This window comes from Roseburia sp. AF02-12, from assembly GCF_003461765.1.
Classification (GTDB): Bacteria; Bacillota; Clostridia; order Lachnospirales; family Lachnospiraceae; genus Roseburia_C; species Roseburia_C amylophila.
This window is the reverse complement of sequence record NZ_QTXS01000001.1, coordinates 1,235,245-1,258,020: the sequence shown is the minus strand read 5'-3', so window position 1 is coordinate 1,258,020 and position 22,776 is coordinate 1,235,245. Positions and strand designations below refer to the sequence as shown.

Genomic DNA, 22,776 nt, shown 5'->3' with positions numbered 1-22,776 from the left:
CTGTAAAGTAAAAAACGCTCCGCGAGGATGCACACTGCGGCGTATAAGGTAGATGCCGCAAGCGACCGCCGCAGGCGCGGGAATGTGCCAAGGCACATTCTTTGTTGTGCATAGTTGATACCCGGTAACATAAAAAGCAGGAGGTTAAGCGTATATGAAAGCATATTGGAATTGTACGAAAGAGCAGTTGGAAGAAATGTTTGGCTTTCGGGAAAAAGGATTAACAGAAGAAGAAGTAGAAAGAATACGAAAAGAGACAGGCGAGAACCGGCTGAGCGAGGGCAGACATAAGAGTCTGCTGCAGGTGTTTTTAAGTCAGTTTTGTGACTTGATGGTCATAATCCTGATTATTGCAGCAATTATTTCCATGTTTTCCGGAAATGTTGAGAGCACTATCGTAATTTTTCTGGTATTACTTATGAATGCTGTTCTTGGTACGATACAGTATAGGAAGGCAGAAAAATCACTGGATAGTTTGAAGGATTTGGCGGCACCAGCGGCCCGGGTTATCCGGGATGGAAAACGTCAGGAGATTGCATCCAAAGAGATTGTGCCCGGGGATTATGTAATCTTAGAAGCAGGGGACATGATTGTGGCAGACGGAAGAATTCTTCGCAATTATTCCCTGCAGGTCAATGAAGGCTCACTGACAGGAGAGTCTGTCAATGTAGAAAAGAATGAAGAAGTATTGCCGGAAGAAGTACCGTTGGCAGACCGGAAAAATATGGTATTTTCCGGAAGCTTTGTAACATATGGAAGAGCGGAGGTACTTGTAACAGCAACAGGAATGGATACGGAATTAGGAAAGATTGCCGGGTTGATGAATCAGACGAAGGAGCGGAAGACTCCGCTTCAGATAAGTCTTGATTCTTTCAGCAAAAAGCTGGCAATACTGATTATGGTAATCTGTGCACTGGTCTTTTGCCTTGGCATTTACCGGAAGATGCCGGTCATTGATGCCATGATGTTTGCTGTTGCACTGGCAGTAGCGGCAATACCGGAAGCATTAGGCTCCATTGTTACAATTGTGCAGGCAATGGGAAGCAGGAGAATGGCAAAGGAGCACGCCATTGTCAAAGAATTAAAAGCTGTGGAAAGCTTAGGCTGTGTATCGGTAATCTGCTCCGATAAGACGGGAACACTGACACAGAATAAGATGCATGTGGAAGAGGTTTATCTGAATGGTATGACTTGTAAACCGGATGAGATGACCTTGGAGTCCAGCCTGCAAAGGCTTTTTTTATACAATGCTATTTTAAATAATGATGCCAGCATAACGGATGGAAAAGTACTGGGAGATCCGACAGAATCTGCCCTGTTGGAAATGTTCCACGAAGTCCGCCTGAATCAGGACAGAACGGAAAATGTAGGGCAGCTTACCATACAGGAAGAAACGATTCGAAATATGATTCCGAGATTAGAAGAAATTCCATTTGATTCTGAACGGAAATGCATGAGCAGTAAATACCGGCTGCATGGCGAAGAAGAAATTATTTTTACAAAAGGAGCAGTAGATGTCCTTTTAAACCGTTGCATAAATGTGGCATATGAAGAAGAGATAAGACCGATGGATAATGTAGAAATCGCAAAAATCCAGAAGCAGAATCAGCATTTTTCTGAAAAGGGACTCAGGGTACTGGCATTTGCATGTAAGAAGTCCGGGGGAGAACTGACGGTGGAAAATGAAAATGGACTTACCTTTTTAGGATTAGCTGCCATGGCAGACCCGCCAAGGGAAGAATCCATACAGGCAGTAGCAGATGCGAAGCGGGCGGGAATCCGCACCGTAATGATTACCGGAGATCACAAAATCACAGCCGTTGCGATTGCAAAGCGTATTGGAATCTATGAAGAGGGGGACCTGGCATTAACCGGAACAGAGCTGGATGCCTGCCCGGAAAAAGAACTGGAAGAAAAGATTGATAAAATATCTGTTTATGCGAGAGTGTCACCGGAGCATAAGATACGGATTGTAAAAGCCTGGCAGAAGAGGGGCAATATCGTTTCCATGACCGGAGATGGTGTAAATGATGCACCGGCATTAAAGCAGGCAGACATCGGAGTAGCCATGGGAATAACCGGAACGGAAGTGGCAAAGGATGCGGCAGCCATGATATTAACAGATGATAACTTTGCTACGATTATTAAAGCAGTAACGAACGGAAGAAACATTTACCGTAATATAAAAAATGCTATTTTATTTTTACTTTCCGGCAACATGGCAGGAATTTTATCTGTATTGTATACATCCCTTTTGGGGCTTCCGGTTCCATTTGCTCCGGTGCATTTACTGTTTATTAACCTGCTGACAGATTCCCTTCCGGCAATTGCCATTGGCGTGGAACCGCAGGATGAAAGTTTATTGGAAGAAAAACCAAGGCAGGCATCGGAAGGAATTTTATCTGGAGAGACATTCCGGCGAATTATGTTGCAGGGCTTATGCATTGCGGCATCCACCATGGCAGCATTTTATATTGGCAATGGAAAAGGTGCAGCAATGGCATCCACTATGGCATTTGCAACACTGACATTGGCGCGTCTTTTCCATGGATTTAACTGTCGTGGAAACAAGACCATTTTTGCATTGGGCTTTACCGGAAATCCATACAGTATCCTTGCATTTGTGTCTGGAAGCGTGCTGCTGGGACTGGTGCTTTTTGTACCGCCGCTGCGGGGGTTATTTTCGGTGGAATCATTGTCCTGTCCTGCTGTGATTGAGATTATTCTGCTGGCAGCACTTCCGACCGTTGTCATCCAGATGGTCAGAGGAGTGAGAGAGTTAAAAAAATAAGCCAAATTTGCGCCGGTGTCCGGGAAGAAGTTTTTGATGAAATGCGTTATCGTTCTTGAAAGTGTTTTTTCTGATAATAAATTGTCTTTCCGCTGCTTTGACTGCTCACCCCGTCTGTCCGTCGGAAGCGGATGCGAACTGGAATCTGCAAGGGCACATAAGAATTTCGATATTGTGTTTGATTTCGGCTGGCAACCGGCGCAAATTCACATCCGTGTTCAATTGCGCCTCACTGGCACATCCCTGTGCCAGTGTTGCCGGTTACAGACGAAATTCTAAGAGCCCTTGTGCAGATTCCGATAATGCATCCGTACTCCGACGGACAGACGGGGCGAGATGTCAAACATTGGAAAGACTATTTTAATATAGAAAGAAAAAATACTTTCTTAGAACGGTCGCATTTTAGCAGCTTGCTTCTTCCCGGACACCGGCTGCAAATTTGTGCTTGTATTTTTCTCTCTGTCCTTAGCCTATCTGGCTGCATCAACTCTTGACGGAAGCTGTCCTGCGACATATACTAAGCTTAATCACAGGGTAAGGAATGAGACAGATGTATCGGAAAAAGATAAGCAGGCATTTGGCACTGCTGTGGAGCATCCTGTTTCTGGTAGCCATTGCAGGCGCATCCACCAGAACAGAACAGGTTTCCCCGGCAGAGAAAGAAGCCTTTGCAGTAAATTACATAGAATTAAAGAATGTCCGTCTTTTAGATACTCCGGATAAGATGTTATCCAGAGAGGAGCAGATGCAGAATACAGGCATTGCGGCATTGACACTAGGCTGCAGCGGTAGACTGGCGAACCATAGGAGAAATATTGGAATGCTGTTCTGGCTGCTGTTGGTGGTACTGCCACAGCTTTTTATGGGACGCATTCAGAGAAACCGGAAGAAGCATGGCGATAATGTACTAAGGAGCCTGATGTTAGCAAGGTTTGAGCGGAAGGCGGACGGAAAGAAGGAAGCATTGGCACCCGCATATTAAATACATAAAATAATAATATGCGAGGTGTAAGAAATGAATATTTTTATCTGGATTATGATAATCTTAGGTGGTGGAGTAGGAATTCTTTCCTGTGCTTATCTGGTACTGGCAATGCCGGTACTTCTGGTATGGAAGATTTGCCGGAAGGTAAAATATCACATTGGATTATTTGATTAGAAGATAAAGAAAAGAGGATTCTGGAATCTGGCAGCAGGTCAGAAAACAGAGTCCTCTTTTTACTTTACAGGAAATTGCTTTCCTGTAAAGTAAAAAACACTCCGCGAGGATGCGCACTGCGGCGTATAAGGTAGATGTCGCAAGCGACCGCCGCAGGCGCTAGAATGTGCCAAGGCACATTCTTTGTTATGCACTTACGGGTATTTCTAAAATTTTTATGAAAACCATGATATTTTTCGAAAGTGAGATGTAAAAATGTTCGGAATAAGGTAATATAAAAAACAGAGTGAGAAAGAAAAAGTAAAATAGAAAAATAAAAAATGGAAAACGAGAGAATATCATATGCTTCAGATTCAACACATTTATAAGGAATATAAGACCGGAAGTCTGGTGCAGAAGGCACTGGATGATGTCAGCTTAAATTTAAGGGATAATGAGTTCGTGGCAATCCTCGGGCCGAGTGGTTCGGGAAAGACCACGTTGCTTAATATAATCGGAGGACTCGACCGTTATGATAGCGGAGATTTGATTATCAATGGAATATCCACGAAGAAATACAAGGACAGGGATTGGGATTCTTACCGGAACCATACCATTGGTTTTGTGTTTCAAAGTTATAATCTGATTCCCCATCAGACGGTGCTTGCAAATGTGGAACTGGCATTGACCATTTCCGGTATCGGTAAGGCAGAGCGGAAGAAACGAGCCGTTGCGGCATTAGAGCAGGTGGGACTGGGAAACCAGTTACACAAGAAGCCAAGCCAGATGTCCGGTGGACAGATGCAGCGTGTAGCCATTGCAAGAGCTTTGGTCAATGACCCGGATATTCTGCTGGCGGATGAACCGACGGGAGCATTAGACAGTGACACCAGTGTGCAGGTCATGGATTTGCTGAAGGAAGTGGCAAAAGACCGGCTGGTAGTTATGGTAACCCATAACCCGGAATTAGCAGAGCAGTATGCTACCAGAATTGTTAGATTAAGTGATGGAAAAATTCGTGCTGACTCCAATCCTTATGAAGTGGATGAGGCAATGTTGAAGGAACCGGAGCATAAAAACATGGGAAAATCCTCCATGTCATTTCTTACGGCATTGTCCTTAAGCTTTAATAATTTAAAAACGAAAAAGGCAAGAACCCTGCTGACTTCCTTTGCAGGCTCTATTGGAATTATCGGCATTGCACTGATATTATCTCTTTCTACCGGTGTAAATAAATACATCAAAAATGTAGAGGAAGAGACCTTATCCGAGTATCCGCTACAGATTCAGAGTACGGGATTCAGTCTGGCATCCATGAGTCTTGGAATGGCAGATTCCGAAAGTGATACGGAAAGTGATGACGAAAATGCCGAAACAGATAAAGAAAATTCCGGGGATAAAGTAAAAGTCATTAAGATGGTAACCAATATGTTTTCCACGATGGCATCTAATGACCTGGAGGCTTTGAAAAAGTATCTTGATGAAGGAGACAGTGGAATTGAGCAGTATACTACAGCGGTGGAGTATACTTATAATATCAGTCCGCAGATTTTTAAGGAAAATGAAGACGGGATACGTCAGGTAAATCCGGACAAATCTTTTGATGCAGTAGGTCTTGGATCTTCATCTGGTTCCAATAGTCTGATGTCATCCATGATGAGCACGGATGTTTTTTATGAGATGCCGGAAAACAGTAAGTTATATGAAAAGCAGTATGATATTAAGGAAGGACGCTGGCCGGAAAATTATAATGAGTGTGTGGTGGTGCTTACTTCCAATGGCGGAATTAGTGACTTTTTACTGTATACATTAGGTCTTCGTGACCCGCTGGAATTAGACGAGATGATACAGCAGTTTGCCAGTGAGGAAAATATTGAGACACCATCTGATTTTGGAACTTATACTTATAAGGATCTGGTAGGAATCCAGTTTAAACTGGTGAACAGTGCGGATTATTATACTTATGATGAAGAGTATCAGGTCTGGAAGGATAAGTCGGATAATGAAGACTTTATGAAACAACTGGTGGCAGATGGAGAAGAGCTTACGATTGTAGGTGTGGTGCAGCCGGCAGAAGGAAGTAATGCCGCATCCTTAAATACAGGAATTGCATATCCAAAATCTCTGACAAAGCATGTGGCAGAGGAATCGGCAAAGAGTGAGATAGTAAAACAGCAGCTTGCAAATCCATCCGTAAATGTCTTTACCAATGAAGCGTTTGGTGAGGTAGATAAGGAAAACGGATTTGATATGCAGTCATTGTTTACCGTAGACAGTGAAGCATTGGAAAAAGCATTTTCCTTTGATGAAAGTGCCTTAAGCGGGTTGGAAAATTCTATGGGGGATATGGGAAGTGCCGATTTGTCCGAAGAATTTTCCATGGATGCTTCTTCCATGGGTCAGTCAATTTCTGCGGAAGAAATGCAGGCAATTGCAGGCAGTCTCTTAGAGGGCTACCAGCAGTATGCAAAGGATAATCCGCAGGCAGATTATTCGAATCTGTCCCAGTATTTTATGAACTATTTAAATACGGAAGAAGCCCGGAAAATTTTATCCGATAATATCAAAGAGATTATTACGGCAAATGGCATGGTAACTATTACACCGGAGCAGATACAGAGCCTCATCCAGCAGATTATGGGTGGATATCAGCAATATGTCATAGACCATGGTTATACCGACCCGGAGAAATTTGATGAGTACTTAGCAGAATATTTGCAGACAGAGGAAGCCCAGGGGATCATAACAGCGTGGGCATCTGAGATATTTACAGGTAGTGGAAATATTGAGATTACGCAGGAGCAGATGCAGAAATTGTCTTCTGAATTATTTGCAGGTTATCAGACTTATGCACAGAATAATGGATTACCTGACCCGGCAAAATTGGGAGATTCTTTTGCGGCATATCTGAATACAGCAGATGGTCAGCAGAGAATTGCAGCCGGACTTTCGAATGTTATGAATGTGGACGCAGTACAGCAGCAGATGATGACGGCAATACAGCAGTATATGCAGCAGGCAGTGACACAGATGGGAAACAAGCTGCAAAGTGCCATGGCATCCGGCATGCAGGTGGATGAAGAAGCATTTTTAAATGCATTTCAGATTAATATGAATGAGGATGAGCTGACAGAGCTTTTGATGTCTATGGGTTCTGCAACCGGAACAACCTATGAGAATAACTTAAAGAAATTAGGCTATGTGGATTTTGCAGTGCCAAGCGGAATTAATATTTATCCGAAGGATTTTGAAAGCAAGGAGCATGTGGTAGAAATTTTAGATGCATACAATAACCGCATGGAAAAGGAAGGCAGGGACGAGCAGGTGATAACCTATACCGATATGGTAGGAACGCTGATGTCTTCCGTAACCGATATTGTGGATATTATCACATATGTACTGATTGCATTTGTGGCAATTTCGCTGGTGGTATCTTCAATTATGATTGGTGTCATTACTTATATCAGTGTGTTAGAGCGAAGAAAAGAAATCGGAATCCTAAGAGCCATCGGAGCATCGAAGCGGAATGTTTCCCAGGTATTTAATGCAGAGACCTTTATTATCGGACTGTGTGCCGGACTGATTGGAATCGGATTTACGCTGCTTCTGATTATTCCGGTCAATGCGATTATCCATAATCTTGCAAATACAACCGATGTAAGTGCGGTGCTTCCGGTAGTTCCGGCACTGGTGCTGATTTTACTCAGTATTCTTTTGACACTTCTGGGTGGTCTGATTCCATCAAAGAAAGCATCGAAGAGTGATCCGGTAACAGCACTCCGGACGGAATAATGACAGCATTTCCGGTTGGAACCGTATTATTAGAAGCAGAAAGTGGAAATCCTGTATGAGAATTCCTCTTGTAAAATCCAAACATATGTGCTAATATAAAACAAGAACAAATGTTCTTGAAAGGCATTGATATGAATGGAAATAAAATCTATTTATGTATTGATTTAAAATCTTTTTATGCATCGGTGGAGTGCGTGGAACGGGGATGGGATCCGCTGACTGCCAGGCTGGTGGTCGCAGACCCGGAACGCTCAGAGAAAACCATCTGTCTTGCCGTATCACCGGCGTTAAAGCAGATGGGAGTTCCCAACCGGTGTCGTGTCTTTCAGATTCCCAAAGAAATTCCATATAAGATGGCACCACCCCGTATGCAGCTATATATTGATTATGCAGCGGAAATCTATGGCGTATATCTAAAATATATTGCAAAAGAAGATATTCAGGTCTATTCCATTGATGAAGCATTTTTGGATGTGACGGATTATCTGCATCTCTACCAGATGACAGCAGTGGAACTGGGCAGAAAAATTATGCAGGATATCTTAGACACCACGAAGATTCCGGCTGCCTGTGGTGTAGGAACCAATCTCTATTTAGCGAAGGTTGCTTTAGATATTATGGCAAAGCATGAGACAGACCGGATTGCCTATCTGGATGAAGCGCGCTACCGGGAGAAGCTCTGGAAACATAAACCGCTGACTGATTTCTGGCGGGTAGGGCGTGGAACGGTAGAGCGTCTATCGAATATGGGCATCTGCACAATGGAAGAGATTGCCCATGCCAGAGAGTCTTTACTATATAAGGCTTTTGGCATAGATGCAGAGCTGTTAATTGATCACGCATGGGGAAGAGAACCGGTAACAATCGCGGACATCAAGGCATATCGGCCGAAGAATACATCCTTTTCCAGCGGTCAGGTGCTGCCGCGGGATTATGAGTATGAGGAAGGTGTGCTGGTGGTAAAAGAGATGGCAGATTTATTGTGCCTTGACCTGGTAGACCAGTGCCTTGTAACATCCCATATCAGTCTGGTAATCGGTTACAGCAATCAGAAATGCTTTGAACCGGCGAAGGGAAGCACAACGCTGCGCAGTGCAACCAGCTCCAACCGCCGGCTGCTGTCTTATGTAGAGCAGCTTTATCGGAGAATTGTAAGACCGGGAGCATATATCCGGCGGATTACATTGACTTATACCGGCGTAATGACAGAAGATTATCAGCAATTTGATTTGTTTTCAAATCCGGAAGAGACAGAGAAGGATGTGAAGGCACAGCGTGCAGCAATCTCCATCAAGCAGCGCTACGGCAGGAATGCTATTTTAAAGGGAATGAATTTGGAAGAGAGTGCAACGACAATAGAACGAAACGGTCAGATTGGAGGGCATAAGAGTGGCGTATAGAAGAGACACCATGGGAGCCGGACAGCAGGAAAACGCATCCGGCTGGAATGAGAGAGAGAATCTGAGAAGAGAGAAAATGGACATCGAAGACCGTGCCAAGCAGTTTATGCCCTTCGATGCCCTGAAGGGCTTTAAGGAAGCACTGCGGAAGAAGGAAAAAGAGAAAGGGTATTGATTTTTTTGACAAAATGATATAAATATATATCTGTAGCATTGTATAGATACAGGGAGTAGATTCCACAAAACAGCTAGGAAGCTGAATCGGAATGCTGAGGGAGGAAAAGAAAGAATGATTCGAATCATGCTTGTAGAAAGTGATAAACTTTTGTGCAAGGAATATGCATTAGAAATAGCCCGGGATGAAGAATTTGCATTGGTAGCGGTAACGGGGCGGCAGAGTGATGCAATCAATATTCTGACAGAACAGGAAGTAGATGCAGTAATTGTAAATTTGGAGTTAGAAGAAGGTGACGGAATCCATCTCATTATAGAGATGAAACGGAAGTTAAAGAAACATCCGGAAATTATCGTAACAACAAATTATGGTTCGGAGCATTTTCTGCATAGCATCAATAAGTTAGATATAGATTTGGTTTATAAGAAAAATAACGAATTATTTTCACCAAAGAAAATTATTGAAATAATTAAGCTGACCGCACCAACGACTGCAGATGGAGAAAGCGAATATCATAATGGAAGAAAGGTAATCTATACGGAACAGGAAGAAACCGAAATTCAGTATGTACTGGCATGGGGTGAACTGATAAAAAGCGGTTTTGAGCCGGACCGAAAAGGAACCAAATATCTTGCAAGAGCAATTGGGATTCTGTTGGCTGTTCCCAATGGTACGTCAATCCAGATAACGAATGATGTTTATCCGCAGGTTGCACAAGTATATCAGACATCAGTAAGTGGTGTGGAAAAATCAATTCGAAACGTAATAGAACGGGTATGGTCAAGGCCAGATAAGGGGATATCATACCTCAAGAATCCAGAATGGAGAGGCTCAATACAGAACAAACCATCGAATACAGAGTATATTCAGTGTGTGGTCAGACGATTGAGGAATGTTTTACATTAAATAAATACTTACAAGATAGAAGAAATTTGAATTTCTAAGGAGATTCAGATTTCTTTTTTTACTTTACAGGAAATTGCTTTCCTGTAAAGTAAAAAACGCTCCGCGAGGATGCGCACTGCGGCGTATAAGGTAGATGTCGCAAGCGACCGCCGCAGGCGCGAGAATGTGTCAAGGCACATTCTTTGTTCTTTATGCGAGAAACTCGCAAAGTGTGCTTTTCGTAGTTGCCTTGCATTGTAAGAAATTGTGGTTATAGTTATTGGTAAAAATGCACAACCAATTCGTACTTCGTGCATGAGTGTAACCGGTTTTTATATATAATTCGACTTAAAAAATTTTTGGCTCGACCTTGAATCTGCTGGAAAGCGGTAAAGGAAATTTTGAAAAAACAGCATAAAACAAGGAATTTGGAAGAAAAAATATAATAAAAATAAGGGTGGCACAAAAGTCGAATATAGGGTGCTGAAAAGTCGAATTTCAGACAAAAATAAGTCGAATATTTTTCCTTGAAAGTCGAATGGAAAAGGGGAAAAATAGATAACAGACAGGATAAAAACAGAATAATAAAAGTGGAGAAAGTTATGGGATTTCAGGTAAAGTATGAAGAAATTACCAGCATTCGGGAACTGATTCTGGCACAGCTTGACCGGTGGATAGAGCAGATAGATGCGGTAAGATGCAGTATTGTAGAGATTGCTACCATGCCGGAGATGCACGGAGAGGCAGCAGAGCATGTAAGAAGCTATATGTGGGATTATCATATGAATCTTGCAAATATGATAAAAGATACGATAGAAACCTACCGGAGCAGCTTTATACTCTATACAGACTGGTATTATAACATTGATTCTGACCAGATGGCAGAGATGTCTCAGGATTCCATGGAGGGACTGGAGGAGAACATTCAGGGAGCAAGATCAGACTTTGATGCGGTAGCAGAGGAAGTAGCGGATATTGAGAGAGAACTGTCTGCTTATCTTGATGTGGGCAGATTTTCTACAACCTGTATGGAAAGCTGTTTTGACAATGCGCTTGCCGGAGTGCAGAATGTCCGCACACAGATAGGGGAATATGAAGAGGCACACAGCCATGCAGATATGTATCCCATCGATATGATGGTAGGTTATCTTCGCAGTATTATTGGTGGACAGTTAGGTGGCAGTAGTGCTACAATCAGTGCATATGATGCATCGGTTGTGAATGCAACAGAGTCCTTCCAACTGGCACAGATGATGGATGGAATGTTAAGTACATATCTCGAGCAGGTGAAGGACAGGGTAAACTCCTGTGAGGAGTTCTATGAACTGCAGCAACAGCAGTGGCAGGAATCTATCCGACTGAGAACAGAAGAAGGCATTGTGAAAACACTTGTCGGAGTCGGAACCATGATTCTGGGAGGAATGCTTGTCGTAGCAACCTGTGGTATGGCACTTCCTTTAGTGGCTACAGTAGGAGTAATGGCAATTGGCGCAGGAACAGCAGCATATGGCTTTTCAAATACAGTAGAAGGTGGTCAGGATGTTTATGCAGGAGTAACAGGAGACCCAAGAATGGTATCGGTTAATCCAATCCGTGATACAGTATTTGCCAGTAATCCGGAACTCTATTATTTAATAGGAAATGTTTTGACAATTGCTGCTTCATTGATACTGACAGGAGGAATGGCAGCAAATGCAGCAGTAAGTGCAGGGACATCCATAGGAAGGGCCGTAGTAACAGAGTATGCAAAGCAGGGACTGACGGTGGCAGCGAGCAGCTATATGGACAAGAGAATGACAGAAGCAACCAACAGTCCACTGGCAGGCTTTGTAGTTGGCTCACTAACCGGAATGGCAACATATGGAACGCTCAGTGAGCTAGATTCCATGGCAAATGTAAGTGGATTACACAGTTCTTTTGCAGAAGGAATGTCAAAGGAAGATGCCCAGAAATATCTTGATTTTCTTGAGAATGGAAGTAAGGAAGGGCTCACAGAGGCAGAAATAAGAGGAATCGGAAAGGTAGACGAAGCACTTGCATTAAAGAAAGTAAACCCGGAGGAACTGTTGGAACTTAGAAAACAGCAGCTGGGGAATGTTGGAGAGACCAGCTATGGGAAGTCAACACTTAATTCATTAAAAAATACAGAAAATTTTACAGACTCAGCTATTGAACATATATTTGAAGGGCAGGTAAATGCAAGAGGTAAAGCAGTTGGATATCATTATGAAGGAATAGAAGGCACCTCTGGTAATGTAATACCAGGGACGGAATCATCTACTAATAACTTTGGAATATATAAAGCAAAAGTTGAAGTGAATGGCATACCGAAGACTGCAAATGGAGGATTTTCGACATTTTATTCAAAGAATCTGAGCCCACAACAAGTGGTTGATGCAATTAATGAGGCATATAGTAATTGTGAATTAAAGCTTGGTACAAGAAATACATATCAGGGAGTAGCTAATAATGGTATGAAAATAGATATGTTTTTGGATCAAAGTGGTAAAATTATTTCAGCATTTCCGGAGGAATAGAAATGAAATACAGAATAGAAGAATATAAATTAAAAAATGGTATTGAGGATATAAGTATCATATTTGATGAGAAATATCAGTTGTTGACAACTTTTATGTCATGCGATGTATTGCCCTTTGAAAAATGGATTAAATCAGGTTTTGATAGAGTACTGTCAGGGAAAAGTGAATATGAAGAAGTAAATGGAAATGTATGTTGTGCGGAAATAAGTCCTAAAACGACTAAAGTATATGATAATCTGGCAGAGGATGCTATGGGGAATTGGTGTGAAGTTGATACAAAAGAACTTCGTCAATTAATTGATGAGTGGTGTGATAAAGTTCAAAAATTTAAAATGAGCATCACAACTAAGCCACCCACCGGCAGGCTTAATTCGTAGTCTCACTACCATATATTAACAGAATTTCTTAGGTTCATAAGGCTTACCATCCCGAAATACGGCGTAGATTATGGTGGTAAGCTTTCTTGCCACTGCACCGGTGGCAGTAAGATGGTGTTTGCCCTGTTCACGCTTCTTTTTGTAATAGGCATTTAAAGGACTGTTGTGAAAAGAACAGGTGGTTGCAGCAAGGAAGATTGCATGTCTCAGGTAAGGTGACCCCCGTTTGGACATGTGATTATGAGTGCTGCTAAATTCACCGGATTGTCGTACAGTTGGATCAATACCTGCAAAGGCAACTAAGGCAGATGAACTCTTAAATCTGTTTATATCACCGATTTCAGCAAGAATGGTTGCAGCAGCAATCATGCCTATCCCGGGAATGGTATGAAGATAACAATCAAACTTCTCGTAGTACTCAAGAATCTGGCAGTCAAGAGCTTCAATCTGCTTATCAAGAAAATTCATCCGATCAATGAGCTGTTTTAACTGGAAAGAGAAAGCATCCTGTGCTATCTTAATACCAAAGGTATCAGATGCAGCTTCTCGGATAGAAATCGCTTTTTTCATGGTAAGCTTATTGTGGCTCTTATCTTTTATGATTTCAAAGAGCTCATCTATTGGTGCATTCTCAATGTTCTCAGGGGTGAGGTATTTTTCAAGAATGCCCATGGATGTGCTCAGCCAAAGAGAAGAAAACTGTTTTTCATACTCTGGGAAGATCTGCTCCATAATCGTGCTGATGCGGAGTTTTATTTCGGTTCTGGAAGAAATCACAGAATCACGGTAACGGCATAACTGCCGCATAGCAAGAATGCTTTCGTCTGCCATAGAAGTGGTGGTAAACTGACCGAATCGTATCACTTCTGCAATCAGAAAAGAATCTATGGAATCGTTTTTTGTCTGCCGGATATACATCTTTCTGAGGGAATCAGACTGGATGGGATTGATTACATAGATGGTATATCCTCTGGCTTTGAGGAATGAATAAATCGGATACCAGTAATGCCCAGTGGCTTCCATGCCGAAGATACAAGAGGAATTGCCGATATTATTGAAGATAAAACTCATAAGAGAATCAGCACCTTTGTGTGTAGTTGCAAAACGAAGCGAATGTCCGATTTGTTTCCCTTCAGGAGAAACAATGGAAGCTTCGTGATGATTTTTGCCAATATCAATTCCGATAATGTACATAAGAAAACTCCTTTTGTGTAAATGGTATGTAACAGGTAGAATCCTCACTTCAATGCGGGTTACAATCTGGTTAGATATACGAAGTACAGCACATATGCTGCCAACATCCAGCTAATACGCAAAATCCTGCAAAGCAGAGGGAGCAGTCTCAATGAACGAAGTCACAAGTGCTTCAAGAGTGGTGACGCACACCTCTATCTATTACAGGATAATTGTGGTATAGGAATGAAATAAAAGCAATAGATAGAAAAAGACTGCTTTGATTCCTATGTGTTTAGCATACCAGAGTGGTAGTAAGGCTGATGTATTAGTTCAGAATAGGACAAATGGAAGAGCTTTTGAACAACAAGAATTTGCAAAATTTAGTTCTCAAAATAATAATGCAGTTGAACAGATTACTGTAAAAACATCTTCTGGTGTTAAAACAAGAGTTGACGCAATTGGATTAGATGCAAATGGAAATGTTGTAATAAATGAATATAAATCATCATTGACAGCACCGCTAACAAGTAATCAAAAAATTGCATTTCCTGAGATTTTTGAAAGTGGAGCAACTGTTGTTGGAAAAGGAAAAGGTATATTCTCTGGAGGATACCAGATTCCGCCAGGTACAAAAGTAACAATAATTCGACCAGAGTAGGAGGTATTATGTCGATAGTTGATAATAAAACGGTAGATGGCATAGCGTTAACGGATGATAATAAAGGAATAATTTTACTGATAGCTGACCATATGGACTGGAGAGATGAATATCAGCATTTAGTAATGTTGCAAGAAAAGATTAATGTATATATCACCTTTCTTGAACAGAAGCAGTATGAAGATATCTACAAAGGAGAAAATATAACATATGGAATTATAGAAATTCATTTCTTATATAGTTTAACCGCTAATGCAGAAAAGTTTTTACAGTCAGTTCAAAATCAAGTTGCCGAACTTGGTGTAAAGATACAATATTGTGTTTCACAGGAGGGAGCAGATGAAGCTAGATAAAAACCAACAAAAGCAATTAATTAAAGCAATATATATATCTTCAGATAGAAGAGGATATAAAACAAAAACAAATACCATTTATAGTGTAAAGGATGATACATTTATTCATTGTGATTTTCTTGTTGTAAATTCGCAGAAATTAGTTTATAGAATCTATATTAAAAATTATAACTATGATGACATTTTTTGGAAGGTTATGCAAATGCCAACTAATAGCAAAAAGAGTAATTCATTAAGGGCAAGTGGTGCTTTTAAGGCTCCTTCGATTTTATTAAAAAAAGGGGAAGTAGACCTTACAGATAAATATGATGAGCAAGCGGAATACCTTTTGGGATTAGTAGATGAGTGTAGTCATAATTTTATGGAAAAGTATGATATTGATGAGTATATTATTGATTATGAAGATGGTATGGATAAGGAAGTACTAAAGTGTTTAGCCTACATTAATATGAATAACATTGAGGAGGCTAAAAAAATAGCACAAGAATCAATTAATAATGGTAATAGAGGGAATTATGAGAATGGAGGGAAAGCTTTTTTTGATTGGATATTGATGCTTTAATAAGTATATCTAATTACATCTCTACACCACGAAAATCAAATTAATAACCACAATTGAATTAATGAGAACTGAAAAAAAGGACTACTTATTGAATCAGAATCAAGAAGAAGCTAAAGAATGGTTGAAATTTTTATGTGAGCATACTGATAAAGAGGAATTAAAAACGCTGGAGGATGAAATTGCTAATCGGTTTGTTTTTAAATTTGATGTTGAGATTGATACTGGAGAATTGGATGGTAGAAGAGTTTCTTTAATGAAGGAGTATTTGATAAAATCAAATGAATTCCTAAAATAAAATTTATTATGTCTTCACATAAGGACATCCGAAAATCAAAATCTAATATTTAGTTCCAAAACGCTGATATAAACGTGTTATTTTCAAAACATATTTTTGTTGCAAAAGGGAGGTATTTTTTATGATAACAAGAAATGCGTATAAGAAACAGGAATAGATGCTGATATTTTGCATGGATGACATGGTACCCAAGATTCTCATGCTCCGATTAATGATAAAGCCATGAGCTAGGAGCATGGCCGGAATATTGGGAGCCAGGAGGGTATACAAGTGGTGGAGTAAAAGAAGCAGTTGTCAATCCGGCAGTAGAAGGAACATCCATAGGAAGGGCAGTAGTAACAGAGTATGCAAAGCAGGGACTGACGATGGCAGCCAGCAGCTATGTGGACAAGAGAATGACAGAAGCAACCAACAGTCCACTGGCAGGTTTTGTAGTTGGCTCACTAACCGGAATAGCAACATATGGAACGCTCAGTGAGGCAGAGCTGGAAGTAGTAAATAACGTAAAAAGACCGCAGCAGTTGGGAAATGTAGGGGAGAGTGGGTTTGCTTCTAAAATTGGAAGTGTTAAAGAAATAAAGCAAAGTTTTACTAGAGAAGATATAATTAATTTCTTGGATGGAGTTACAGAAAAGTCAACAGAAATAGCTAATGCAATACAAAATAAAGATATAGGAATAAATGTGTTGGGTGATGAATTATTTGAAAATTATTTAGGATGTTCTTCAGATACGATTGCGATGCAAATTGGTGAACAAATTTATGTAAGAAGCAGTTCAGATTCGTTGCTTAGTGACATTGTACATGAAGGAACACATGCTATGGATTATTATAACGGAATTGATGAGAATATAATAGCATCATGGACGGGTGAAATAACAGCATATAATGCTGAAAGACTATTTCAGATAGAAGCTGGCATGCCAGTTCAGTTTGAGAGCGAAGAAGATATGATGGTTCATATATGGAGTAATTATAATAAGTGATAGGAGAAAATGATGAGTACAATTGACGAATTGCTGAAATATATGAAAAAAAGGGATAAAAGTATATTAATAACAAATAATCAACTAAGTGATTATGAGTTGAATGTAGTGGTTGTTAAGATATTATCGTGGTTAAAATTAGAGCATAAAAGAAGTATTTGGATAGCTCAAGGGAAGAAAACTAGATTTAAATCTTTAGAAGTTGATATAAGATATCCGTGGTGTGCAAATTTATATCAACTTGTTGAAAATGAAAAATTATTTCATGATTATTTTTCAATAAAAGAAGGTGAGTTTGATTTTTCGGATGAGGTATCAGAGGAAGAAAAGGTAATGGCGAGAGAAAAGGCTTATCAAAATTACAATCCTCAAAAGCATATATAATAAAAATAATACAGCTTTTAAAGTAGGAATGAATACAGAATTAATTAAGCATTGCTCTTATGTCAAAATTTTAAAGAAATTAAAATGAGAGGTTCCACCAGTTAAGCTGCTGGTAGAATATTCACCCTTTTATACAGGTTTTCAAATTCGTCAGGCGACATATAGTTGCAGTGATTGTGAATTCTGATAGTGTTATAGAAGATTTCGATATATTCAAGAACAAGTCTGTAGGCATGACTATAGTTTAAGCTGTTGAACCTGTTAAGCCATTCTCTTTTCAACTGGCACAGATGATGGATGGAATGTTAAGTACATATCTCGAACAGGTGAAGGACAGGGTAAACTCCTGTGAGGAGTTCTATGAACTGCAGCAACAGCAGTGGCAGGAATCCATCCGGCTGAGAACAGAAGAAGGCATTGTGAAGACGATTGCCGGAGTCGGAACCATGATTTTAGGCGGCATACTTATTGTGGCAACCTGTGGTATGGCTCTTCCTTTAGTGACTACAGTGGGAGTTGCAGCAATTGGATTAGGCACAGCTGCATATGGATGTGCAAATGCAGTAGAAGGTGGTCAGGATGTTTATGCAGGAGTAACAGGAGACCCAAGAAGAGTATCGGTTAATCCAATCCGTGATACATTATTTGCCAGCAACCCAGACCTTTATTACTTAATAGGAAATACATTGACAATCTCAGCATCCCTGTTATTAACTGGAGAAATGGCGGCAAATGCAGCGATAAGTGCAGGAACATCCATCGGCAGGGCTGTAGTAACAGGGTATGCAAAGCAGGGACTGACAATGGCAGCCAGCAGCTATGTGGAAAAGAGCATGACAGAAGCCACCAACAGTCCACTGGCAGGCTTTTTAACAGGTTCGCTGATTGGAATAGCAACATATGGAATGCTCAGTGAGCTAGATTCCATGGCAAATGTAAGTGGATTACACAGTTCTTTTGCAGAAGGAATGTCAAAGGAAGATGCCCAGAAATATCTTGATTTTCTTGAGAATGGAAGTAAGGAAGGGCTCACAGAGGCAGAAATAAGAGGAATCGGAAAGGTAGACGAAGCACTTGCATTAAAGAAAGTAAACCCGGAGGAGCTGTTGGAACTTAGAAAACAGCAACTGGGGAATGTGGGAGAGAGTGGTAGTTCAACCAAACTATATAGTCCTGTAGAATATAAGGGTAGTGTAAAAGTAAATGGGGAGGTTCGTGATGTGAGTAGAAGGGTTTACCAAAGAAACGATATTGATATAAATTATTATGATGAGGTAACTGGTTTGACAAATTTAGAGAGAATGCAAGCAGGAAACCCCCCAATCGGCTCAGATGGTAAACAAATTCAATTACATCATATTTTGCAGAGAGAAGCAGGACCAATGGTTGAAATTAGAGAGACTACACATCAAGGGTATTATTCACAATTACATGGATTGATAGAAGATGGTGTAAGTTTTAGAAATGATTCGATTTTGAATAAACAGTACAATAATTTTAGACGCTCGTATTGGAAATGGAGAGCAGAACAAATTATAGGAGGACAATAAAGTGTATTCGAATATTGTAGAGACGATTAAAGAATATGAATGTAAGGGTGACTTTACATATACAGATGTTGAAGATAATGCGTTTGCTTTAGCAGAGGAAGAATTGGGTATCAGCATTCCGTCGCAATATTTGTGGTTTTTGAAGACATATGGACATGGCGGACTTAACGGAATTGAAACATTGGGGGTTGGAAAAAATAAAAAATTGATTTTTAAAGACGAAACATTGAAGTATAGGACATATGGTTTGCCACACAATTTGATTGTAATCGAAAATTGTGACGAATGGGTTTATTGCATCGATTCGTTAAATGGGAAAGTCAAGATGTGGTCACGAGATAAAGAAGAAGAAGCTTATGATACATTTGTTGATTATCTAGAGGACAGAATAAAGGATGCGATAGAAAATCTATAATTATTTAATTATGTCTCTATATAAAGACAACTACTACAAAAATCTTCGGTCTTTAAATTAATCGGAATGGCTCTCACCGAAGGTGATGTAATACATAGAGATTAATTTGAAGATCCTATGGTGTAATTTGCCCTCTGGGTGCACATAAGTACATCTGAAATCAAAATTGAATAATAATTTTAAGATTTAAACACATTGATTTATACCTACGACCGTGCCGGAAACCGGACGGGTGTGTAGACGGATGACCGCAGGGAAATCTACAGCTATGACAGAGGAAGGCTGAGAAACCGGATGGTAGAACGTCAGCAGGACCCGGCTGGCAGCCAGACCTAAACATATCGGTATGATGCGGAGGGACTCCGCAGCCAGATGGAAGAGAACGGAAAGCTGGTAAGTTTTATCTATGCGGACCGGGAGGTTATCGCAGAAGAAGATGAAGCTGGTGAGCATATCCGCTATATCCGCAGACACGAACTGCTTGCATCCGACAGTGAGCGGGCAAGGACGTATTATCACTATGCATGTGATGAGATGGGAAGTATCACGGATATCACAGACTGCCATGGAACGGTATTAAACCATTATGCCTATGATGCGTTTGGAAACCGTACAGTGGAAGAAGAGACGGTAGAGAACCGTTTTGGATTCGCCGGGGAGTTGCTGGATGCCGTAACAGGACAGTATTATCTGCGGGCACGGTTTTATAATCCGGTAATTGCACGGTTCCTCAGTGAAGATACCTATTATGGGGACGGACTGAATCTGTATGCATACGGTCATAATAATCCGGTAAGGTACGTGGATCCGAGCGGACACGAGGGACTGATCTGTTCAATGAAATATGGAGAGCTTAAGAAGAAAGAGGCCGAGGGAGGTACACTTTCAGAGAAAGAAAAACGGCAGATCTATGAATATGAGCAGAATCAGAAGAAGTCGAATGGGGCTGGAAGTGATAGTAAGACTATTAAGAATGTAGAAGCTCCTATTTTACCTGAAGGGTCTTCATGGGAAAGGAGAATGATATGATTAGAGATTTCTTGTTGTTTTTTAATGAGAACATCGTGATTGAGTACTCAGAAGATTTGTATAATGATTTTATCATGCAATTAGGTGGAAAAAGATTTGGACAAGGGCTGTTTAATTCATTTTCAAAGGATAATGTAAAGAAATGGACAGAAATTGTCAGTGAAGCATATCCAGAATTCCAGAATTTGTTTAAAATTTTTGGTTATGATTGGCTTGGACGTTGTTTTGGAATTGATTTAAGGAAAAGTACATATGGAAATATTTTGATGTTTGAAATAGGAACTAATGATGTATTAGAAATTCCTTGTACATTTGACAAATTTCTTAATGAGGAAATTCCATTATATGCTGATGCATGTTTAGCGAAATCATTTTTTGATGAATGGATGAATAACTTTGGTAAGTCGATTGTTTATGGAAGATGTGCTGGTTATAAAGTTCCGTTGTTTCTAGGAGGAGAAGATAGCGTAAATAATCTTGAGGATAGTGATATGGAAGTGTATTGGAGCGTACTAACGCAAGTAAAAAGTAGATTATAATTTTTAGTTATGTATCTACTTAAGGACATCTGAAATCAAAACTGAACATTGTATTTTTAGACTTAAAATGCCTTGTTTTCATAGCACTGGTGCTGTGGAGATGATGTGTTTTTGCATTGAATAGCGGTATTTATATTATAAAAATCGGTCAAAAAAGCGGTAATTTAATTGGACATTTTCATCTTTTTTGCGGTAATTGAAAGGGTTGTAGTTCTGTGTATCCTAATCATTTTATCCAGACCAAAATGTCGGACAAAGTTTTCGTACAATGTAGGAAAGCCTTACAGTATCATTATTTCCGTTGATAAAGAAAAATATGCTTTCCGCAGAACTGATGTTTTGATAAAGCTGGGAAATCTCATATTCGATAGATTTGAGAAAAATGTATTAAAAATTGCCCTTCAATTTCGTTACGAGGTTTCCAGCAAAAAAATCCATTTATCTGTATCCATATCATGAACTATAGGCTTCATTGAGTTTGTTTTCCGTAACTGTCAGATGCTCAATGAAATCCGTAAGAATACCAGTATTTTCAAGATTTAATTCGTAATTAAGTTTCACTTTCAGATGATTTATGAGCATTAGAGAAATAAAAACGCATAGGTCTCATAAACACAGACAATTACAAATAATACTGACAGTAGTTTCTATTACTGATAATAAAAACCAAATACTTTTAAGTATAATAAGTATTCCTGCATTCATACTGGTAGTAAGAAGGAAATCTTCCAGATACTTTCCCATAAGTGAAGTACCGTAGCCATAATCGGATAATCACTGCTTTTCACTGGTACGATATAATGGTTATAAGTTTGTTGATGAAGGGGGAATTTGGCATGCGGTTAGATAGTAGTTTTTATAATAAATATGTTGAGCTGTTTGACTCATATATGTGTAAAATATTTGGTACAGATATCGAAAAAACAGAAGCAATATGCAGTTTTGAAAACAGAGGTTTTTTTAGATTAGAATACAAGTATTATCCTCATAATTATAGAATTGTGATAGAAAATGATATAACACTATTTGATATATCAATTTTTGATGATGAACAAGCATCTAATTCTTTGCAGCGAATTTGTAAATTTAAAAATCATCTGAGTACAGAATGTATTGAAGAAGCAATTAATTTGCTAAAGGCTGTTTTGTTAAAAAATGAATTTAATTTTTATTTTTATAAAGATGGTAAGTTATACAGGAAGAATGCTGAGGGTATAAAAAGAGTCAAAGACATAAGGGAGTTATTAAATGGAGGAGAAAAGAGTTGTAAGTAAATATTTGGAATATAGAGAAAATGTACTGAAGTAAATTTGGAGGAGTTGATAAAATGCCATTAGAAGAGCAGTTCATTAAAAGAAATGGTGAGTTGCAACAGAAAGTAAAGGAAGAAATAGAAAAAGTAAAAGAGGGACAAAGTGAGAGAAATATAGTTCAGTTGCAAACTATATTGAGTGAACTTCAAACTAGTAGCAGACAGAAAAATATTATTTTGAGTTATCCTCGAATTATAATTGACTCATGGGATTATTCAGATTATTTAGGTATGGAGTTGGTGGAGTTGGCAGAATTATATAAAAAAATATAATCCTTGATATAGAAATATATTATTTGTATAAAAGGATCCGGATATGGGGAAATATCCCTGCGGAAGTTTCTTTGCACAAGCATATGATAGTCAAGATAGAGAAAATTTATTGAGTGGAGAAGGGGCGGATATATATATCAAAAATT

23 protein-coding genes are annotated in these 22,776 nt (G+C 39.7%); 21 read left to right on the top strand and 2 right to left on the bottom strand.

Going from position 1 to position 22,776, the window contains the following annotated elements; translation table 11 throughout:
- Positions 1-154 precede the first annotated feature (154 nt).
- The 9 genes from DV740_RS06190 to DV740_RS06160 all read left to right on the top strand — a co-directional run bounded on the left by DV740_RS06190 (position 155) and on the right by DV740_RS06160 (position 13,098).
- Positions 155-2,791, top strand: coding sequence for a cation-translocating P-type ATPase (locus DV740_RS06190; protein ID WP_118087663.1), 2,637 nt, complete (start codon positions 155-157; stop codon positions 2,789-2,791).
- Positions 2,792-3,341: 550 nt separating this feature from the next.
- The gene (locus DV740_RS06185; RefSeq protein WP_118087662.1) at positions 3,342-3,773 is read left to right on the top strand and encodes a hypothetical protein; all 432 of its coding nucleotides are present in this window, start codon (positions 3,342-3,344) and stop codon (positions 3,771-3,773) included.
- A 33-nt stretch (positions 3,774-3,806) separates the two neighbouring features.
- Complete coding sequence (locus DV740_RS14940) at positions 3,807-3,950, top strand: hypothetical protein (protein WP_197420839.1); 144 nt, start codon at positions 3,807-3,809, stop codon at positions 3,948-3,950.
- Between the two features lie 342 nt (positions 3,951-4,292).
- Positions 4,293-7,721 (top strand): ABC transporter ATP-binding protein/permease, encoded by a 3,429-nt coding sequence (locus tag DV740_RS06180; RefSeq protein ID WP_118087661.1) that lies wholly within the window; start codon positions 4,293-4,295, stop codon positions 7,719-7,721.
- Between the two features lie 131 nt (positions 7,722-7,852).
- On the top strand, positions 7,853-9,121 hold the full coding sequence (locus tag DV740_RS06175; RefSeq protein WP_118087964.1) for a Y-family DNA polymerase: 1,269 nt from the start codon (positions 7,853-7,855) through the stop codon (positions 9,119-9,121).
- The gene (locus tag DV740_RS14670; RefSeq protein ID WP_147326048.1) at positions 9,111-9,296 is read left to right on the top strand and encodes a hypothetical protein; all 186 of its coding nucleotides are present in this window, start codon (positions 9,111-9,113) and stop codon (positions 9,294-9,296) included. The genes DV740_RS06175 and DV740_RS14670 overlap by 11 nt, the downstream gene beginning before the upstream one ends.
- 114 nt (positions 9,297-9,410) lie before the next feature.
- Entirely contained in the window at positions 9,411-10,202 is a 792-nt protein-coding gene (locus DV740_RS06170; protein ID WP_118087660.1) for a sporulation initiation factor Spo0A C-terminal domain-containing protein, read from the top strand.
- Between the two features lie 581 nt (positions 10,203-10,783).
- Complete coding sequence (locus DV740_RS06165) at positions 10,784-12,718, top strand: EndoU domain-containing protein (RefSeq protein ID WP_199534935.1); 1,935 nt, start codon at positions 10,784-10,786, stop codon at positions 12,716-12,718.
- Positions 12,719-12,720: 2 nt separating this feature from the next.
- The gene (locus DV740_RS06160) at positions 12,721-13,098 is read left to right on the top strand and encodes a hypothetical protein (protein WP_012741738.1); all 378 of its coding nucleotides are present in this window, start codon (positions 12,721-12,723) and stop codon (positions 13,096-13,098) included.
- Positions 13,099-13,113: 15 nt separating this feature from the next.
- On the opposite strand, the gene DV740_RS06155 is transcribed toward DV740_RS06160, so the two are convergent.
- On the bottom strand, positions 13,114-14,292 hold the full coding sequence (locus DV740_RS06155) for an IS110 family transposase (protein WP_118087659.1): 1,179 nt from the start codon (positions 14,290-14,292) through the stop codon (positions 13,114-13,116).
- Between the two features lie 259 nt (positions 14,293-14,551).
- Here DV740_RS06155 and DV740_RS06150 point away from each other — a divergent pair, with 259 nt between their 5' ends.
- From DV740_RS06150 to DV740_RS06125, 6 genes are all read left to right on the top strand, one after another.
- Positions 14,552-14,932, top strand: a complete 381-nt coding sequence (locus tag DV740_RS06150) for a hypothetical protein (protein WP_147340223.1) — start codon at positions 14,552-14,554, stop codon at positions 14,930-14,932.
- An 8-nt stretch (positions 14,933-14,940) separates the two neighbouring features.
- The gene (locus tag DV740_RS06145) at positions 14,941-15,285 is read left to right on the top strand and encodes a DUF6572 domain-containing protein (RefSeq protein ID WP_117699332.1); all 345 of its coding nucleotides are present in this window, start codon (positions 14,941-14,943) and stop codon (positions 15,283-15,285) included.
- Positions 15,272-15,847: a hypothetical protein gene (locus DV740_RS06140; protein ID WP_118087657.1), complete on the top strand. Its 576-nt coding sequence runs from the start codon at positions 15,272-15,274 to the stop codon at positions 15,845-15,847. The genes DV740_RS06145 and DV740_RS06140 overlap by 14 nt, the downstream gene beginning before the upstream one ends.
- An 88-nt stretch (positions 15,848-15,935) precedes the next feature.
- Entirely contained in the window at positions 15,936-16,142 is a 207-nt protein-coding gene (locus tag DV740_RS06135) for a hypothetical protein (RefSeq protein ID WP_118087656.1), read from the top strand.
- A gap of 365 nt (positions 16,143-16,507) precedes the next feature.
- Complete coding sequence (locus DV740_RS06130) at positions 16,508-17,128, top strand: hypothetical protein (RefSeq protein WP_118087655.1); 621 nt, start codon at positions 16,508-16,510, stop codon at positions 17,126-17,128.
- A gap of 12 nt (positions 17,129-17,140) precedes the next feature.
- On the top strand, positions 17,141-17,512 hold the full coding sequence (locus DV740_RS06125) for a hypothetical protein (RefSeq protein WP_118087654.1): 372 nt from the start codon (positions 17,141-17,143) through the stop codon (positions 17,510-17,512).
- Positions 17,513-17,613: 101 nt separating this feature from the next.
- Here DV740_RS06125 and DV740_RS15335 read toward each other — a convergent pair whose 3' ends face one another.
- Positions 17,614-17,793, bottom strand: coding sequence for an IS3 family transposase (locus tag DV740_RS15335; protein ID WP_199534934.1), 180 nt, complete (start codon positions 17,791-17,793; stop codon positions 17,614-17,616).
- Between the two features lie 9 nt (positions 17,794-17,802).
- Between DV740_RS15335 and DV740_RS14935 the strand changes: the two genes are divergently transcribed.
- The 6 genes from DV740_RS14935 to DV740_RS06085 all read left to right on the top strand — a co-directional run bounded on the left by DV740_RS14935 (position 17,803) and on the right by DV740_RS06085 (position 22,630).
- Positions 17,803-19,062, top strand: coding sequence for an HNH/ENDO VII family nuclease (locus DV740_RS14935; RefSeq protein ID WP_199534933.1), 1,260 nt, complete (start codon positions 17,803-17,805; stop codon positions 19,060-19,062).
- A 1-nt stretch (position 19,063) separates the two neighbouring features.
- A complete protein-coding gene (locus DV740_RS06110) occupies positions 19,064-19,477 on the top strand; it encodes an SMI1/KNR4 family protein (RefSeq protein ID WP_118087653.1) in 414 nt (137 codons plus the stop codon).
- A 372-nt stretch (positions 19,478-19,849) separates the two neighbouring features.
- On the top strand, positions 19,850-20,506 hold the full coding sequence (locus DV740_RS06105) for an RHS repeat-associated core domain-containing protein (protein ID WP_118087652.1): 657 nt from the start codon (positions 19,850-19,852) through the stop codon (positions 20,504-20,506).
- Positions 20,485-21,045, top strand: a complete 561-nt coding sequence (locus DV740_RS06100; protein WP_199534932.1) for a T6SS immunity protein Tdi1 domain-containing protein — start codon at positions 20,485-20,487, stop codon at positions 21,043-21,045. Before DV740_RS06105 ends, DV740_RS06100 begins: the two co-directional genes overlap by 22 nt.
- Before the next feature lie 836 nt (positions 21,046-21,881).
- The gene (locus DV740_RS06090) at positions 21,882-22,319 is read left to right on the top strand and encodes a hypothetical protein (protein ID WP_117842355.1); all 438 of its coding nucleotides are present in this window, start codon (positions 21,882-21,884) and stop codon (positions 22,317-22,319) included.
- A 53-nt stretch (positions 22,320-22,372) separates the two neighbouring features.
- Positions 22,373-22,630 (top strand): hypothetical protein, encoded by a 258-nt coding sequence (locus tag DV740_RS06085; protein WP_117699196.1) that lies wholly within the window; start codon positions 22,373-22,375, stop codon positions 22,628-22,630.
- The last annotated feature ends 146 nt before the right edge of the window (positions 22,631-22,776 follow it).